Below are 14,854 nucleotides of genomic sequence, written 5' to 3'. Positions count from 1 at the left end.
GAAGTTTCTCAATATGCCCATACTGTTGGATAAAGGGCAGGGTGGTGTTACCCATGGCAGCGTGCACCAGCCTTCCACTCGACGCCTGAGGAAGTGCTACCCATGAAACGACTCTCCGATATCAAGTATTCCGCCCTGGACCTGGTGCCCGTGCGCGCCGACAAGGGCCCGGCGCACTCGCTGCGCAACTCGCTGGACCTGGCGCAACACCTGGAAAAATTCGGCTACCACCGCTTCTGGGTCGCCGAGCACCACAACATGGACGGCATCGCCAGCTCGGCCACCGCCGTACTGCTGGGCTACCTGGCCGGCGGCACCTCCACCATCCGCGTCGGCAGCGGCGGGGTAATGCTGCCCAACCATGCGCCGCTGGTGGTCGCCGAACAGTTCGGCACCCTGGAAAGCCTTTACCCGGGCCGCATCGACCTGGGCCTGGGCCGTGCGCCGGGCTCCGACCAGATGACCGCCCGCGCCCTGCGCCGCGAGCGCTCGGGCAGCGCCGACGACTTCCCCGATGACGTGCTGGAACTGATGAGCTACCTGGGCCCGCGCACCCCTGAGCAAAAAGTGATCGCCGTGCCCGGCACCGGCACCCAGGTGCCGATCTGGCTGCTGGGCTCCAGCCTGTTCAGCGCCCAGCTGGCCGGCATGTACGGGCTGCCGTACGCCTTCGCCTCGCATTTCGCGCCGCGCTACATGCATGAAGCGATTCGCACCTACCGCAACCACTTCAAGCCCTCGGCGGTGCTGGACAAGCCGTACGTGATGCTGGGCGTGCCACTGGTGGCCGCCGACACCGACGAGCAGGCCGACTACCTGGCCACCTCGGTGTACCAGCGCATCCTCAACCTGATGCGCGGCCAGAGCCTGGTGCAGCAACCGCCGGTAGACAGCATGGAAGGGCGCTGGCTACCCCACGAGAAAGCCGCGGTCGCCGACTTCCTGGGCCTGGCCATGGTGGGCAGCCCACAGAAGATTCGCGCAAAACTGGAGGTGTTGCTGGAGCAGACCCAGGCAGATGAGTTGATCTTTACCTGCGACCTGTATGAGCATGCCGACCGGCTGCATTCCTACGAACTGCTGGCGCAGATCGCCAAGGGCTGAAAACTGTGGGAGCTGGCTTGCCAGCTCCCACAAGCTGCTTATTTTTTGTACACAATTTCCTTGCGGCCGGCCTCGCAGGTACCGACAACCTTGCCGCCGGTGCCCTTGTCGGCAATTTCCAGCGTGTAGTGGCTGACGCCCTTGGCGTCGAGCTTCGCGGCGATTTCCGATTTCAGTTCTTCACACGGCTTCCCCGCCGCCAGTGCCGAACCCGCCATGCAGAACAACCCTGCTGCCAACAAAATATTCTTCATCGGTCACATTCCCTGGTCAGATCATGAGCAGACAAGCGCCCCGGCAAGATTGCCGGAGCCCCCCAGCACTGTTTGTAGCGGAATACTGGCCGTTCGGCCAGTAAGACGCTTCCCAGAATCGTGTCAGCTGTTTGCGATGCGGAAGCCGACCTTCAGCGTGACCTGGAAATGCGCGGCCTTGTTGTTCTCGATGTGGCCGCGGGTTTCCAACACCTCGAACCACTCCAGGTGCTTGACGGTCTTGCCGGCCTCGGCCAGGGCGTTGTTGATGGCTTCCTCGATGCTGTTGGCCGAAGAACCAACCAGTTCGATCAGCTTGTAGGTGCGATGGTCAGACATGGTGAATCTCCTTTCGATAGTGGTCTTGAGCGTAGGTGGCCTTTTAGCTCTGTGCCGAATCGGGGCGCAAAAGTTCAGATGCACTGCACTTTCCTGAAGCGCCGCAGTCGGAAACTTACACACGCAACTCACCACGCAGGAGAGACACCTATGGCTACTTCACTTCGCAAAGCTTCGTTGCAAAGCATGGAAGCGGAAATCGAAAGTCTGCTCAAATCGCTGGAGAGCTTGAAGGACGATGCGTCCGACGAGTCGCGCAAAACCCTGAAAAGCCTGCGCGCCAACGCTGAAAACGCCCTGAAACACTCGCGTCATCTGCTCAGCGACGTGTACGAAGACGTGAAGGTGAAAACCCGCGAGACCGGCGTCGCCACCCGCGACTACGCGCAGGAACACCCCTGGACCACCGCAGGCGTGGCCATCGGCGCACTGGGCCTGCTGGCCGGCTACCTGCTGATCAAGCGCGGCAACTAATCCACCTGGCGCGCCAGCTCCGCGGTGAGCCAGTGCGCCAGCTGCCGGGCGCGCCCATCATCGGCGCGCCGCGGCACCCATAGCGCCAGGCGCGCCGAGGTTTCGCTGAAGCCCCACGGCGCAGCCAGTCGCCCCGCCCGCAGGTCGTCAATCACCAGCGGTTCCGGGGCGATGGCCACCCCCAGGCCGGCCACCGCCGCCTCCAGCAAATAATACAAATGCTCGAACCCCTGGCCGTAGTGCAACTGGCCGGGCGCGATGCCGTGGGCCCCCGCCCAATTGGGCCACGCTTGCGGGCGTGAAGTGGTGTGCAGCAACGGCTCGCCGGCAAGCACCTGCGCAGGCGCCTCGGCCAACTTTTCGAAACGGGCAAAGCGCGGGCTCAGCACCGGGCCGATACGTTCGTGCGCCAGTTCATACACCTGCATGTCGGCCGGCCACGGCGGCTCGGCGAACACCAGCCAGGCGTCCAGGCCGGGGCGCCGCGGGTCCAGGTCGCCTTCGCCGGCGGACAGGTGCAGGCGCAGGTCCGGCAGGTCGGCGTTGAGCTTGCCCAGCCTGGGGATAAACCAGCGCGCCAGCAGGCTGCCGGAGCAGCCCAGCACGAAGGGCGCGTCGCTGGCGCCCTGGCTGATCTCGGCGCAGGCACTGCGCAGGCGCTCGAAGGCATCACCGCTGGCATCGCGCAGGCGCAGGCCGGCATCTGTGAGTTTCAAGCCACGGCCTTCCTTGACGAACAGGCTCACCCCCAGGTGCTCTTCCAGCACCTTCAGCTGGCGGCTGATGGCGCCGTGGGTCACGTGCAATTGTTCGGCCGCGCGGCTTACGCTGTTCAGCCGGGCAGTGGCTTCGAACGCGCGCAGGGCGTTGAGGGGGGGCAGGTCGCGGCTCATGGTATCTGTGAGTTTTCCTGACAGGTTGCAGCAATCTTATCGGTTTTTTTCGCCGGCCGCCGTGGTTACAGTAGATTCATAGCTAGCCCATCACTTTTCACCTGGAGCGACCCATGACCCAGACTAACTTGCGCAACGGCCCGGATGCCAACGGCCTGTTTGGCGCCTTCGGCGGCCGCTACGTGGCTGAAACCCTGATGCCGCTGGTGCTCGACCTGGCCCGTGAATACGAAGCCGCCAAGGCCGACCCCGAATTCCTCGAGCAGCTGGCCTACTTCCAGCGCGACTACATCGGCCGCCCGAACCCGCTGTACTTCGCCGAGCGCCTGACCGAACACTGCGGCGGCGCCAAAATCTACTTCAAGCGCGAAGAGCTGAACCACACCGGCGCGCACAAGGTGAACAACTGTATCGGCCAGGTGCTGCTGGCCAAGCGCATGGGCAAGAAACGCCTGATCGCCGAAACCGGCGCCGGCATGCACGGCGTGGCCACCGCCACCGTCGCTGCCCGCTTCGGCCTGCCTTGCGTGATCTACATGGGCGCCACCGACATCGAGCGCCAACAGGCCAACGTATTCCGCATGCGCCTGCTGGGTGCCGAGATCGTGCCGGTCACCGCTGGCACCGGTACCCTGAAAGACGCCATGAACGAAGCGCTGCGCGACTGGGTGACCAACGTCGACGACACCTTCTACCTGATCGGCACCGTCGCCGGCCCGCACCCATACCCGGCCATGGTCCGCGACTTCCAGTCGATCATCGGCAAGGAAACCCGCGAGCAACTGCACGCCAAGGAAGGGCGCCTGCCCGACAGCCTGGTGGCGTGCGTGGGCGGCGGTTCCAATGCCATGGGCCTGTTCCACCCGTTCCTGGACGACGCCAGCGTGGAAATCTACGGCGTTGAAGCCGCCGGCCACGGCGTGGACACCGACAAGCACGCGGCCAGCCTCAACGGCGGCGTGCCGGGCGTGCTGCACGGCAACCGCACCTACCTGCTGCAGGACGACGACGGCCAGATCACCGACGCCCACTCGATCTCCGCCGGCCTGGACTACCCTGGCATCGGCCCGGAACACGCCTGGTTGCACGAGATCAAGCGCGTGAACTACGTCAGCATCACCGATGACGAAGCCCTGGCCGCGTTCCACACCACCTGCCGCCTGGAAGGCATCATCCCGGCGCTGGAGACCGCCCACGCCCTGGCCGAAGCCATCAAGCGCGCGCCTACCCTGCCCAAGGATCACCTGATGGTCGTCTGCCTCTCGGGCCGTGGCGACAAAGACATGCAAACCGTGATGAGCCATATGGCCGCCGCCGAGCAGGAGAAACTGGCATGAGCCGTCTTGAACAACGCTTCGCCGATCTGAAAGCCGAGGGCCGCGCCGCCCTGGTGACCTTCGTCACTGCCGGCGACCCTGGCTACGACGCCTCCCTGGCCATCCTCAAGGGCCTGCCGGCCGCCGGCGCCGACGTGATCGAGCTGGGCATGCCGTTCACCGACCCCATGGCCGACGGCGTGGCCATCCAGCTCGCCACCCTGCGCGCCCTGGATGCCGGCCAGACCCTGAAGAAAACCCTGCAGATGGTGCGCGAGTTCCGGGTTGGCAACGACACCACGCCAATCGTGCTGATGGGCTACTACAACCCCATTCACCGCTTTGGCGTCGAGGCCTTCGTGGCCGAGGCCCGCGAAGTGGGCGTGGACGGCCTGATCATCGTCGACCTGCCACCCGAGCACGACGCCGAGCTGGCCACCCCGGCCCAGGCCGCGGGCATCGACTTCATCCGCCTGACCACGCCCACCACCGACGACGTGCGCCTGCCGCGCGTGCTGGAGCGCAGCTCCGGCTTCGTCTACTACGTGTCGGTGGCCGGCGTGACCGGTGCCGGCTCTGCCACCACCGAGGCCGTCAGCAGCGCCATCGAGCGCCTGCGCCGCCACACCAGCCTGCCGATCAGCGTCGGTTTCGGCATCCGCACCCCCGAGCAGGCCGCTGCCATCGCACGCCTGGCCGACGGTGTAGTGGTGGGTTCGGCACTGGTGGACAAGATCGCCAAGGCCAGCTCGCCAGACCAGGCCGTGGGGGATGTACTTGAGCTGTGTTCGCAATTGGCCCTGGGCGTGCGTAAGGCCCGTGTCAGCTGAAGGTAAATAATTTGTTACAAAGGAATTAGTTGCTGATTTTCCGGACTAATTTCACAGACCAGAGGGAACCTGATCCGTAAGATCTGGTTCCCTTTTTTGTTGTTTGAGCAGTGAGGATTCGCTCGATGAAACTCTCCAAACCATTGATTGCCAGCCTGGGGCTCGTGCTTGTCGGCATGACATCCCTGGCCCATGCCGACCAATGGGGCCCGGGTGGCCCGGATGACCGTGGCCACTACGATCATCGCGATGACCACCGCGACGACCATCGTGACGACCACCGCTTCGACCATGGCGGCCCGCCCCGTGATTTCGGCCCCATCCGCCAGCACGCCTTCGAACACCGTGGCTACTTCGGCCGTGCCGAGCGCCTGCCGCCAGGCGTGTTCGTCGTCCAGGGCCGCCCGTTGGCGCCCGGCTACGGTCGCCCGCTGGGCCCGCGTGAACTGGAACAATTGCCGTACTACCCAGGCTACCAATGGATCGCCTACGGCCCGGATATCGTGCTGATCCAGGATGGCACCGGTGTGGTTTACCAGGTGCTGCAAGGCGTCCTGGCCTACTGATTCATTTTTGACACACCACCGCGAGGAACGCGTATGAAACTGCCAAAATCCCTGATCGCAGGCATGGGCGTGCTGCTGGTTGGCGTCACCCCATTGCTGCAAGCTGCCCCAGGCCCGAACGACCAGCGCCAGGGCGGTGAACAGCACCAGCAACAAGGTGGCCCGCGCGGCGACGAGCATGGCGCGCCGCAACAGCAGCAACACGCTGGCGGCGGCAACCGCCCACCACAGGACTTCGGCCCTGTGCGCCAGACCATCCAGCAGCACCGCGACAGCTTCGGCCACGGCAGCCCGCTGCCACCGAACGTCCACGTGGTCAAAGGCCGCCCGCTGCCCCACGGCTACGGCAAGCGCCTGGACAGCCGCGCGCTGTCGCAGCTGCCACGCTACCCCGGCTACGAGTGGCGCCGCCTGGGCAACGACGTGGTGCTGATCTCGGTAGGTACCGGCGTGGTCTACGAGATCCTCGATGGTGTGTTGAACTGAAATAACACCCCCCCGTGGCAGCTGCCAAAGGCTGCGTCCTGAACACCCCGGTACACCAGACATACCGAGGCGTCAGGGACGCGGCCTGATGGCCGCTGCTACGGGATTGGGTGCATCACCCGCCGAAAATCGACAACTTCAACGGCCGCACCGCCCCCATCCAGATCGCATGATCACGGTGGTCCGCCAACTCATCCCCGCTCAGCGGGTGCATGAACACCACCAGCCCCTTGCGGTTCATCGCCAGCCACGGCAACACCTGCGCCACCACCTGCGGCCCGAACGCCAACTGGCAGCTCCAGTCCGGGTGCGGCCCCACCGGCTTCTCATGCACACGCCCCATCACCACGGGAAACAACCGCGCGGCTTCTTCGCACAGGGCGCGCGCTTGGTCGAGGGTGGAGGCGTCGAAATAGATGTGGGCGTGGTAGCCCTGGATTGGTTGCACAGTCTTTCTCCCGCTTGTGGATAACCGAAGATTATCAGTTAGTGCCTTGAGCCTGCTCAGCCATCAACCACTCCACAAACCGCCCCACCATCTCCCCCCGCCGTTTCCGTTGCGGCACCACCACGTAATACCCCAGCGCCGAACTGGCCGTTGCAGCGATGGGCCGGCACAGCAGGCCCTGCTCGATCAACGCGTCCACCAGGTGGCGCCAGCCGATGGCCACGCCCTGGCCGGCGATGGCGGCCTGGATCAGCAGGGTGTAGTTGTCGAAGCGCAGTTGGCCCGGGGCCGGGGCGCTGGGGATGTGCAGGTGGCGGAACAGGGTGGTCCAGTTGAACCAGTGGGTGGTGCTTTCGCCGCGCAGGTGCAGCAGCGGCAGGTCGAGCAGGGCTTGGGCGGGCAGGGGGGTGGTTTGCTTTTCAAGCAGGCGCGGGCTGCACACCGGGAAGACTTCTTCGGCAAACAGCCAATGGCTGTCGCCCTGTTTAAAGCGGCCGTCGCCGAACAGCACGGCGACGTCGATGTCGCTGCGCAGCATGGCGTGGCTGCGCTCGCTGGTCACCAGGCTGACATCGACATGGGGGTGGGCCTGGTGGAAGCGGTGCAGGCGTGGCATCAGCCAGTAGGCAGCGAAGGCGAAGTCGGTGGCCACCTGCAGCACCTCGTGCTGGGGCTGGGCGGTGAGGGCGGCCAGGGCTTCGTCGATCTGGCCGAAGCCGGCCTGCACCGCATCGAATAGGCTGCGGCCAGCGTCGGTGAGTTCGATGCCGCGGTAGATGCGGTCGAACAGGCGCGTGGCCAGTTGTTCTTCCAGGCGCTTGATCTGCTGGCTGACGGCGGGCTGGGTGGTGCCCAGTTCGGCCGCGGCGGCGGTGAAGCTGCGCTGGCGGGCGGCGCATTCGAAGGCGCGGAGCAGGTCGAGGGACAGGTCGGCGAGGCTATCAAACATTAGCTGGGCTTATCCTAGGCATTGCCTGACGTGGGCTTTACCGCACGGCAGCGCGGTCGCATGCTCGGTTGGAAGCACTTTCGCATAATTCAACACTATGGAATGCCGCCCACCCATGAAGCGCAAGAATATTCTCTTCATCATGGCCGATCAGATGGCCGCGCCGCTGTTGCCCTTCTATGCCCAGAACTCGCCGATCAAGCTGCCCCACCTGAGCCGCCTGGCCGCCAGCGGCGTGGTGTTCGACGCCGCCTACTGCAACAGCCCGCTGTGCGCGCCGTCGCGCTTCACCCTGGTGAGCGGCCAGTTGCCCAGCAAGATCGGCGCCTACGACAACGCCGCCGATTTCCCCGCCGACGTGCCCACCTATGCCCACTACCTGCGGCGCCTGGGCTACCGCACCGCGTTATCGGGGAAGATGCATTTCTGCGGCCCGGACCAGCTGCATGGCTATGAAGAGCGCCTGACCAGCGACATCTACCCCGCCGACTACGGCTGGGCAGTGAACTGGGATGAACCCGACGTGCGCCCCAGCTGGTACCACAACATGTCCTCGGTGCTGCAGGCCGGGCCATGCGTGCGCACCAACCAGCTGGATTTCGATGAAGAGGTGGTGTTCAAGGCCCAGCAATATCTGTTCGACCACGTGCGCGAGGACGGCAGCCAGCCGTTCTGCCTGACCGTGTCCATGACCCACCCCCACGACCCCTACACCATTCCCAAGCGCTTCTGGGACCTGTACCGCGACGAGGACATCCCGCTGCCGGCCAATGTGCCTGGGCAGCATGAGTTGGACCCGCACTCCCAGCGCCTGCTCAAGGTGTACGACCTGTGGGACAAGCCGCTGCCTGTGGACAAGATTCGCGACGCCCGCCGCGCCTATTTCGGCGCCTGCAGCTACATCGACAGCAACGTCGGCAAGCTGCTGCAGACGCTGGAGGAAACCGGCCTGGCGGAGGACACCATCATCGTCTTCTCCGGCGACCACGGCGACATGCTCGGCGAGCGCGGGCTCTGGTACAAGATGCACTGGTTCGAGATGTCGGCGCGGGTGCCGCTGCTGGTCTGTGCACCGGGGCAGTTCCAGGCCGGGCGGGTGAGCGCGGCAGTCTCCACCGCCGACTTGCTGCCGACCCTGGTGGAACTGGCCGGCGGTGAAGTCGACCCGCGCTTGCCGCTGGACGGCCGCTCGCTGGTGGGCCACCTGCAAGGGCAGGGCGGCCACGACGAGGTGTTCGGCGAGTACATGGCCGAAGGCACGGTGGGCCCGCTGATGATGATTCGCCGCAGCGAGCACAAATTTATCTACAGCGAGGACGACCCTTGCCTACTCTTCGACGTGCGCCATGACCCGCACGAACGCGAAGACCTGAGCCAATCGCCGCAACACGCGACGCTGTTCGCCGCGCTGCTGGCCGAGGCGCGCGCCAAGTGGGACGTGGCGGCCATACGCCAACAGGTGCTGGCCAGCCAGCGCCGGCGCCGCCTGGTGGCCCAGGCCCTGAGCCTGGGCACGCTGAAGAGCTGGGATCACCAGCCGTGGGTGGACGCCAGCCAGCAGTACATGCGCAACCACATCGACCTCGATGACCTGGAGCGCAAGGCCCGTTATCCACAACCCTGCCAAGATCAATAATCGATGAGGGGAAGCCGATGAAGTTATCCACAGTGGTGGTATCCGCGTTGCTGGCCGTGGCCAGCCTGAAGGCACTGGCCGATGAGCAAAGCTGCAGCACGGTGCAGATGGCCGACCCCGGCTGGAGCGACATCGCCTCCACCAACGCCATCACCGGCCTGCTGCTGGACGGCATGGGCTACAAGGCCAAGGTCGACAGCCTGGCGGTACCCATTGCCTACGGCGGCCTGAAAGACGGCAAGGTGGATGTCTTCCTCGGCAACTGGATGCCGGCGCAACAGGGTTTCTACGACAAGTTCGTGGCCACCGGCGACGTCACCCAGTACGCCAAGAACCTGGAAGGCACCGAGTTCACCCTGGCGGTGCCGGACTACGTGTGGGACGCCGGAGTGCACAGCTTCGCCGACCTGAACAAATACGCCGACAAGTTCGGCGGCAAGATCTACGGCATCGGCTCCGGCGCGCCGGCGAACCTGTCGATCCAGCAGATCATCAAGAAAAACGAATTCGACCTGGGCCAATGGAAACTGGTGGAATCCAGCGAGCAGGCGATGTTGTCGGAAGTGCGCCGGGCTGTGGATAAACAGCGCTTCATTGTGTTCCTGGGCTGGACCCCGCACCCGATGAACGTCGAGATCAAGATGCACTACCTGAGCGGCGGCGAGGCGTACTTCGGCGCCAGCGGCAGCGTCTACACCCTGACCCGCAAGAGTTATGCACAGGCGTGCCCGAACGTCGCCAAGTTGCTGGGCAATCTGACCTTTACCCAGGACATGGAGAACAGCATCATGGCCGACGTAGTGAAGACCAAGGCCAGCTACCCGGACGCGGCGAAGAAGTGGATCAAGGCCAACCCCACGGTGCTGGACAAGTGGCTGGACGGCGTGAAGACCGTGGACGGGCAGGACGCGCTGCCCGCCGTGAAAGCCAAGCTTTAACCCTGTGGGAGCTGGCTTGCCAGCGAGTTTCTTGCCCCCTGAAAAGCTCGCTGGCAAGCCAGCTCCCACGGGAAAGACCAGCAAACAGAGAGCCTCATGCGCGGTACCCGACTGGAAAAAATCCTGCCCTTCCTGGCCTGGCTCCCACGCCAGACCCGCGCCAGCGTCAGCCGTGACCTGGTGGTGGGCCTGAGCGGCGCGATCCTGGCGTTGCCGCAGTCCATCGCCTACGCGCTGATCGCCGGCCTGCCGCCGGAATACGGCCTGTACGCCGCCATCATCCCGGTGCTGATCGCCTGCCTGTGGGGCTCGTCGTGGCACCTGATCTGCGGGCCCACGGCGGCTATTTCCATCGTGCTGTACGCCAGCGTCAGCCCGCTGGCGGTGCCGGCCACCCAGGACTACGTGACGCTGATCCTGCTGCTGACCTTCCTCGCCGGCATTTTCCAGTGGCTGCTGGGCATGCTGCGCTTCGGCGCGCTGGTGAATTTTGTCTCCCATTCGGTGGTGCTGGGCTTCACCCTCGGCGCCGCCATGGTCATTGCCATCGGCCAGCTGCCAAGCCTGTTGGGCATGGAGCTGAGCAGCCAGGCCACGGCGCTGGCCAGCCTCGGCAACCTGTTCCAGCACCTGGCCGAAGTGGACCAGCCGTCGCTGCTGCTGGGGTTGTTCACCCTGGTGCTGGGCCTGGTGCTGAAGGCGCTGGTGCCGCGCTGGCCGACGCTGCTGATTGCCTTGGTCAGCGGCAGCCTGCTGGCGTGGCTGTGGCCGGGGATGTTCAGCCACGTGCGCCGGGTCAGCGAGTTCGTCGGCCAGTTGCCGCCGTTCAGCCCGCTGCCCACGGACCCGGCGCTGGTGCTGCGGCTGCTGCCCAGCGCCGTGGCCGTGGGCATGCTGGGGCTGGTGACCAGCCTGTCGATTGCCCGCTCGATCGCCACACGTTCGCAACAGTTGCTCGACGCCAACCAGGAGGTTCGCGCCCAGGGCCTGTCGAATGTCATCGGTGCATTCTTCTCCGGATCGCTGTCGGCGGGCTCGTTCACCCGCTCCGGGCTCAGCTATGAGGCCGGCGCCTGCTCGCCGTTGGCGGGGGTGTTCTCGGCCCTGTGGGTGGCGCTGTTCGCGGTCACCGGCGCGCAGCTGATCGCGCAGATTCCCATTGCCGCCATGGCCGGCAGCATCCTGCTGATCAGCTGGGGGCTGGTGGACCACCGCGGCATTCGCGCGCTGTTCCGGGTCAGCCGCTCGGAGTTCGTGGTGATGGCGCTCACGTGCCTGGCGACCCTGCTGCTGGAGCTGCAGACGGCCATCTACGCCGGGGTGCTGGCGTCGCTGTTCTTCTACCTCAAGCGCACCTCGCAACCGCGGGTGCAGCAGTGGCGTGACGGCGACGAGGAAGTCCTGCGCGTAGGAGGTTCGATCTTCTTCGGCGCCAGCCATTACCTGCAGGTGCGGCTGCAGCGCGCGCAGGGCCAGCGCGTGGTGATCGACGCGCAACAGATCAACTTCATCGATTATTCGGGGGTGGAGATGCTGCACCAGGAAGCACGGCGGCTGCGCGCCCAGGCCCGCAGCCTGACCCTGCGCCACGCGCGGGCGCAGGTGATCGAGGAGCTGCACAAGCTGGAAGGGGCGGCCAACTGCCCCATCCAGTTCGAAGGTTAACCGGCGGCCATTTCCTGGCGCAGGGTGGCCATCACCGTCTTCGAATCGGGGGTCACGCCACGCCAGTAGGTGAAGGCCTCGGCGGCCTGTTCCACCAGCATGCCGAAGCCATCCAGGGCCTGGGCGGCGCCGTGCTCGGCCGCCCAGCGGCAGAACGGCGTGGGCTCCTTGCCGTACATCATGTCGTAGCACACGGTGACGCCCGGCTGGATCAGGCTGCTCTTGATCGGCGGCAGGTCACCGGCAAGGCTGGCCGAGGTGGCGTTGATGATCACGTCCACCGGCTCTTCCAGCCAGTCGAAACCGCTGGCGGCCACCGGGCCCAGGCCGGCAAAGATCTGCGCCAGCAGCTCGGCCTTGTCCACGGTGCGGTTGGCGATGACCAGCGACACCGGCTGCTGTTCCAGCAGCGATTCCACCACGCCGCGCACCGCGCCACCGGCACCCAGCAGCAAAATGCGCTTGCCCTTGAGGGTGACGCCGGCGTTGTTCAGCAGGTCGCGCACCAGGCCCACGCCGTCGGTGTTGTCGCCACGCAGGGTGCCGTCGGGTAGGCGCGTGAGCATGTTCACCGCGCCGGCGCGCTGGGCGCGGGGGGTGAGCACGCTGCACAGGCGGAAGGCGTCTTCCTTGAACGGCAGCGTCACGTTGGCGCCCAGGCCGTCCTGGAAAAACTCCAGGGCGTTGCCGGCAAAGTCATCCAGCGGCGCCAGCCGCGCGCCGTATTCCATGGCCTGGCCGGTCTGCTCGGCAAACAGGCGGTGGATGGCGGGCGACTTGCTGTGGCCAATCGGGTTACCGAAGACGACGTAACGGTCCATGCAGGCAGTTCCTAATTCAAGGGCAGGCAAATAATAGGTTATCCACAGCGGCCGTCAGGCCTGGCCGAGCCAGTCGCGGTCGGTGAGGAAGTAGTCGGTCAGGCGCGCTTCTTCGCTGCCCGGCGCCGCCTTCCAATCGTAGCCCCAGCGCACTTGCGGCGGCAGCGACATCAGGATCGACTCGGTGCGGCCGCCCGACTGCAGGCCGAACAGGGTGCCACGGTCGTACACCAGGTTGAATTCCACGTAGCGGCCACGGCGGAACTCCTGGAATTCGCGCTGCTGCTGGGTGTAGGCCATGGCCTTGCGGCGCTGCACGATGGGCAGGTACGCCTCCAGGTAGGCGTCGCCGATGGCGCGCATGAAGGCGAAGCTGGTGTCGAAGTCCCATTCGTTCAGGTCGTCGAAGAACAGGCCGCCCACGCCGCGCGGTTCGTTGCGGTGCTTGATGTGGAAATAGCGGTCGCACCAGGCCTTGTAGCGCGGGTACACGTCTTCGCCAAACGGCGCGCAGGCGCGCTCGGCCACGCGGTGCCAGTGAATGCAGTCGTCTTCGTTGGCGTAGTAGGGCGTCAGGTCGAAGCCGCCACCGAACCACCACACCGCTTCTTCACCTTCCTTCTCGGCAATGAAGAAGCGCACGTTGGCATGGGACGTAGGCACGTGGGGGTTGTGCGGGTGGATCACCAGCGACACGCCCAGGGCTTCGAAGCCACGGCCCGCCAGTTCCGGGCGGTGGGCGCTGGCCGACGGCGGCAGGCCGCTGCCAAAGACGTGGGAGAAGTTGACCCCGCCTTTCTCGATCACCGTGCCGTTCTCGATCACCCGGGTGCGGCCGCCGCCACCGGCGGCGCGGTTCCACGCGTCCTCGACAAAACGGGCGCCACCGTCTTCAGTTTCAAGGGCGCTGCAGATCCGCTCTTGCAGGTCGAGCAGGTAGGCTTTTACGGCTTCGGTGCGGGTAGTCATGGCATCACCTTGTAACGGGCAAAGGCCGGGCAGCGCTGGGGATTACCGCCGCCCGAGAGCAAATTCGGCGCGTAGCATAGCACCCGCGGCCCACTTTGAGCGGTTGACGGCGCGGTTACAAAGGCGTCCGATAGGGGCTTTCCATGCCTGTTTCAGGAGATTGCAGATGGCCAAACGTATTCAGTTCAGCACTAACGGTGGTCCGGAAGTCCTCGAATTCGTCGACTTCCAGCCAGCCGAGCCGGGCCCGCAGGAAGTTCGGGTACGCAATAAGGCCATCGGCCTGAACTACATCGACACCTACTACCGCAGCGGCCTGTACCCGGCGCCGTCCCTGCCGTCGGGGCAGGGCACCGAAGGCGCGGGCGTGGTAGAGGCGGTGGGCAGCGAAGTGACCTCGGTGAAGGTCGGCGACCGCGTGGCCTACGCCGGCGGCCCGCTGGGCGCTTATAGCGAAGTGCACACCCTGCCGGCCGCCGTGCTGGTGAAGCTGCCGGAGGCCATCAGCTTCGAACAGGCCGCCGCAGTGATGCTCAAGGGCCTGACCGTGCAGTACCTGTTCCGCCAGACCTACGAACTGAAACGCGACGAAACCATTCTGTTCCACGCCGCCGCCGGCGGTGTCGGCTCCCTGGCCTGCCAGTGGGCCAAAGCCATCGGCGCCCGGCTGATCGGCACCGTCAGCTCGCCGGAAAAAGCCGCGCGGGCCAAGGCCCTGGGTGCCTGGGAAACCATCGACTACAGCCGCGAAGACGTGACCAAACGCGTGCTTGAGCTGACCGATGGCAAGAAATGCCAGGTGGTGTACGACGGCGTCGGCAAGGACACCTGGGAAACCTCGCTGGACTGCGTGGAACCGCGCGGCCTGGTGGTCAGCTTCGGCAACGCCTCGGGCGCGGTCAGCGGCGTCAACCTGGGTATCCTGGCGTCCAAGGGCTCGCTGTACGTGACCCGTCCCACCCTGGGCACCTACGCCACCGCCAGCACCCTGCAGGCCATGGCTGACGAGCTGTTCGGGATGATCACCAGCGGCAAGCTGGACGTGGAGATCAGCCAGCGTTACCCGTTGGCCGAAGCGGCGAAGGCGCAGACCGAGCTGTCGGCACGGCGCACCATGGGTTCGACCATTCTGCTGCCGTAACCCCACACTTCGTAGCAGCGGCCGC

General features: G+C 65.5%; 17 protein-coding genes. 10 read left to right on the top strand and 7 right to left on the bottom strand.

All coding sequences use genetic code 11. From position 1 onward, the window contains the following. Nucleotides 1-102 precede the first annotated feature (102 nt). Nucleotides 103-1,104 carry an LLM class flavin-dependent oxidoreductase gene (locus AC0J42_RS00270; protein ID WP_473004990.1) on the top strand — a complete coding sequence of 334 codons (1,002 nt, stop codon included), beginning with the start codon at nt 103-105 and terminating at the stop codon, nt 1,102-1,104. Nucleotides 1,105-1,142: 38 nt separating this feature from the next. Here AC0J42_RS00270 and AC0J42_RS00265 read toward each other — a convergent pair whose 3' ends face one another. Both AC0J42_RS00265 and AC0J42_RS00260 read right to left on the bottom strand, forming a co-directional pair. Beyond that, the gene (locus AC0J42_RS00265) at nt 1,143-1,358 is read right to left on the bottom strand and encodes a DUF1161 domain-containing protein (RefSeq protein WP_416421696.1); all 216 of its coding nucleotides are present in this window, start codon (nt 1,356-1,358) and stop codon (nt 1,143-1,145) included. Nucleotides 1,359-1,481: 123 nt separating this feature from the next. Then, nucleotides 1,482-1,697 (bottom strand): dodecin, encoded by a 216-nt coding sequence (locus AC0J42_RS00260; RefSeq protein WP_416421695.1) that lies wholly within the window; start codon nt 1,695-1,697, stop codon nt 1,482-1,484. Nucleotides 1,698-1,847: 150 nt separating this feature from the next. On the opposite strand from AC0J42_RS00260, the gene AC0J42_RS00255 reads away from it, so the two are divergent. Beyond that, a complete protein-coding gene (locus tag AC0J42_RS00255; protein ID WP_416421694.1) occupies nt 1,848-2,171 on the top strand; it encodes an ElaB/YgaM/YqjD family protein in 324 nt (107 codons plus the stop codon). Here the strand turns inward: AC0J42_RS00255 and AC0J42_RS00250 are convergent. Further along, complete coding sequence (locus AC0J42_RS00250) at nt 2,168-3,064, bottom strand: LysR family transcriptional regulator (RefSeq protein ID WP_473004989.1); 897 nt, start codon at nt 3,062-3,064, stop codon at nt 2,168-2,170. The two genes, AC0J42_RS00255 and AC0J42_RS00250, sit on opposite strands and share 4 nt — an antisense overlap. A gap of 113 nt (nt 3,065-3,177) precedes the next feature. Between AC0J42_RS00250 and trpB the strand changes: the two genes are divergently transcribed. The 4 genes from trpB to AC0J42_RS00230 all read left to right on the top strand — a co-directional run bounded on the left by trpB (nt 3,178) and on the right by AC0J42_RS00230 (nt 6,262). Beyond that, a complete protein-coding gene (gene trpB / locus AC0J42_RS00245) occupies nt 3,178-4,401 on the top strand; it encodes a tryptophan synthase subunit beta (protein ID WP_416421692.1) in 1,224 nt (407 codons plus the stop codon). Next, complete coding sequence (gene trpA, locus AC0J42_RS00240) at nt 4,398-5,210, top strand: tryptophan synthase subunit alpha (protein WP_473004988.1); 813 nt, start codon at nt 4,398-4,400, stop codon at nt 5,208-5,210. Before trpB ends, trpA begins: the two co-directional genes overlap by 4 nt. 125 nt (nt 5,211-5,335) lie before the next feature. Beyond that, nucleotides 5,336-5,776, top strand: a complete 441-nt coding sequence (locus tag AC0J42_RS00235) for a hypothetical protein (RefSeq protein WP_416421690.1) — start codon at nt 5,336-5,338, stop codon at nt 5,774-5,776. A gap of 33 nt (nt 5,777-5,809) precedes the next feature. Further along, nucleotides 5,810-6,262 carry an anti-virulence regulator CigR family protein gene (locus tag AC0J42_RS00230; RefSeq protein WP_473004987.1) on the top strand — a complete coding sequence of 151 codons (453 nt, stop codon included), beginning with the start codon at nt 5,810-5,812 and terminating at the stop codon, nt 6,260-6,262. Between the two features lie 115 nt (nt 6,263-6,377). Here AC0J42_RS00230 and AC0J42_RS00225 read toward each other — a convergent pair whose 3' ends face one another. Together AC0J42_RS00225 and AC0J42_RS00220 are read right to left on the bottom strand one after the other, a co-directional pair. Further along, entirely contained in the window at nt 6,378-6,710 is a 333-nt protein-coding gene (locus AC0J42_RS00225; RefSeq protein WP_416421688.1) for a DOPA 4,5-dioxygenase family protein, read from the bottom strand. Nucleotides 6,711-6,744: 34 nt separating this feature from the next. Then, complete coding sequence (locus AC0J42_RS00220; protein ID WP_473004986.1) at nt 6,745-7,659, bottom strand: choline sulfate utilization transcriptional regulator; 915 nt, start codon at nt 7,657-7,659, stop codon at nt 6,745-6,747. Nucleotides 7,660-7,774: 115 nt separating this feature from the next. Between AC0J42_RS00220 and betC the strand changes: the two genes are divergently transcribed. The 3 genes from betC to AC0J42_RS00205 all read left to right on the top strand — a co-directional run bounded on the left by betC (nt 7,775) and on the right by AC0J42_RS00205 (nt 11,898). Next, the gene (betC, locus tag AC0J42_RS00215; RefSeq protein ID WP_473004985.1) at nt 7,775-9,295 is read left to right on the top strand and encodes a choline-sulfatase; all 1,521 of its coding nucleotides are present in this window, start codon (nt 7,775-7,777) and stop codon (nt 9,293-9,295) included. Nucleotides 9,296-9,312: 17 nt separating this feature from the next. Then, nucleotides 9,313-10,233: a choline ABC transporter substrate-binding protein gene (gene choX, locus AC0J42_RS00210; RefSeq protein ID WP_473004984.1), complete on the top strand. Its 921-nt coding sequence runs from the start codon at nt 9,313-9,315 to the stop codon at nt 10,231-10,233. Nucleotides 10,234-10,329: 96 nt separating this feature from the next. Further along, a complete protein-coding gene (locus AC0J42_RS00205; protein WP_473004983.1) occupies nt 10,330-11,898 on the top strand; it encodes a SulP family inorganic anion transporter in 1,569 nt (522 codons plus the stop codon). Here the strand turns inward: AC0J42_RS00205 and aroE are convergent. Together aroE and hemF are read right to left on the bottom strand one after the other, a co-directional pair. Then, the gene (gene aroE, locus AC0J42_RS00200) at nt 11,895-12,719 is read right to left on the bottom strand and encodes a shikimate dehydrogenase (protein WP_416421683.1); all 825 of its coding nucleotides are present in this window, start codon (nt 12,717-12,719) and stop codon (nt 11,895-11,897) included. The two genes, AC0J42_RS00205 and aroE, sit on opposite strands and share 4 nt — an antisense overlap. Nucleotides 12,720-12,773: 54 nt before the next feature. Further along, on the bottom strand, nt 12,774-13,688 hold the full coding sequence (hemF, locus tag AC0J42_RS00195; protein WP_416421682.1) for an oxygen-dependent coproporphyrinogen oxidase: 915 nt from the start codon (nt 13,686-13,688) through the stop codon (nt 12,774-12,776). A 166-nt stretch (nt 13,689-13,854) separates the two neighbouring features. Here hemF and AC0J42_RS00190 point away from each other — a divergent pair, with 166 nt between their 5' ends. Beyond that, entirely contained in the window at nt 13,855-14,829 is a 975-nt protein-coding gene (locus tag AC0J42_RS00190; RefSeq protein ID WP_473004982.1) for an NADPH:quinone reductase, read from the top strand. Nucleotides 14,830-14,854: the final 25 nt, after the last annotated feature.

The organism is Pseudomonas sp. Tav-5-1A (assembly GCF_055755055.1).
Note: the sequence above shows the minus strand (reverse complement) of the source record. Positions and strands in the feature narration are given on the sequence as shown.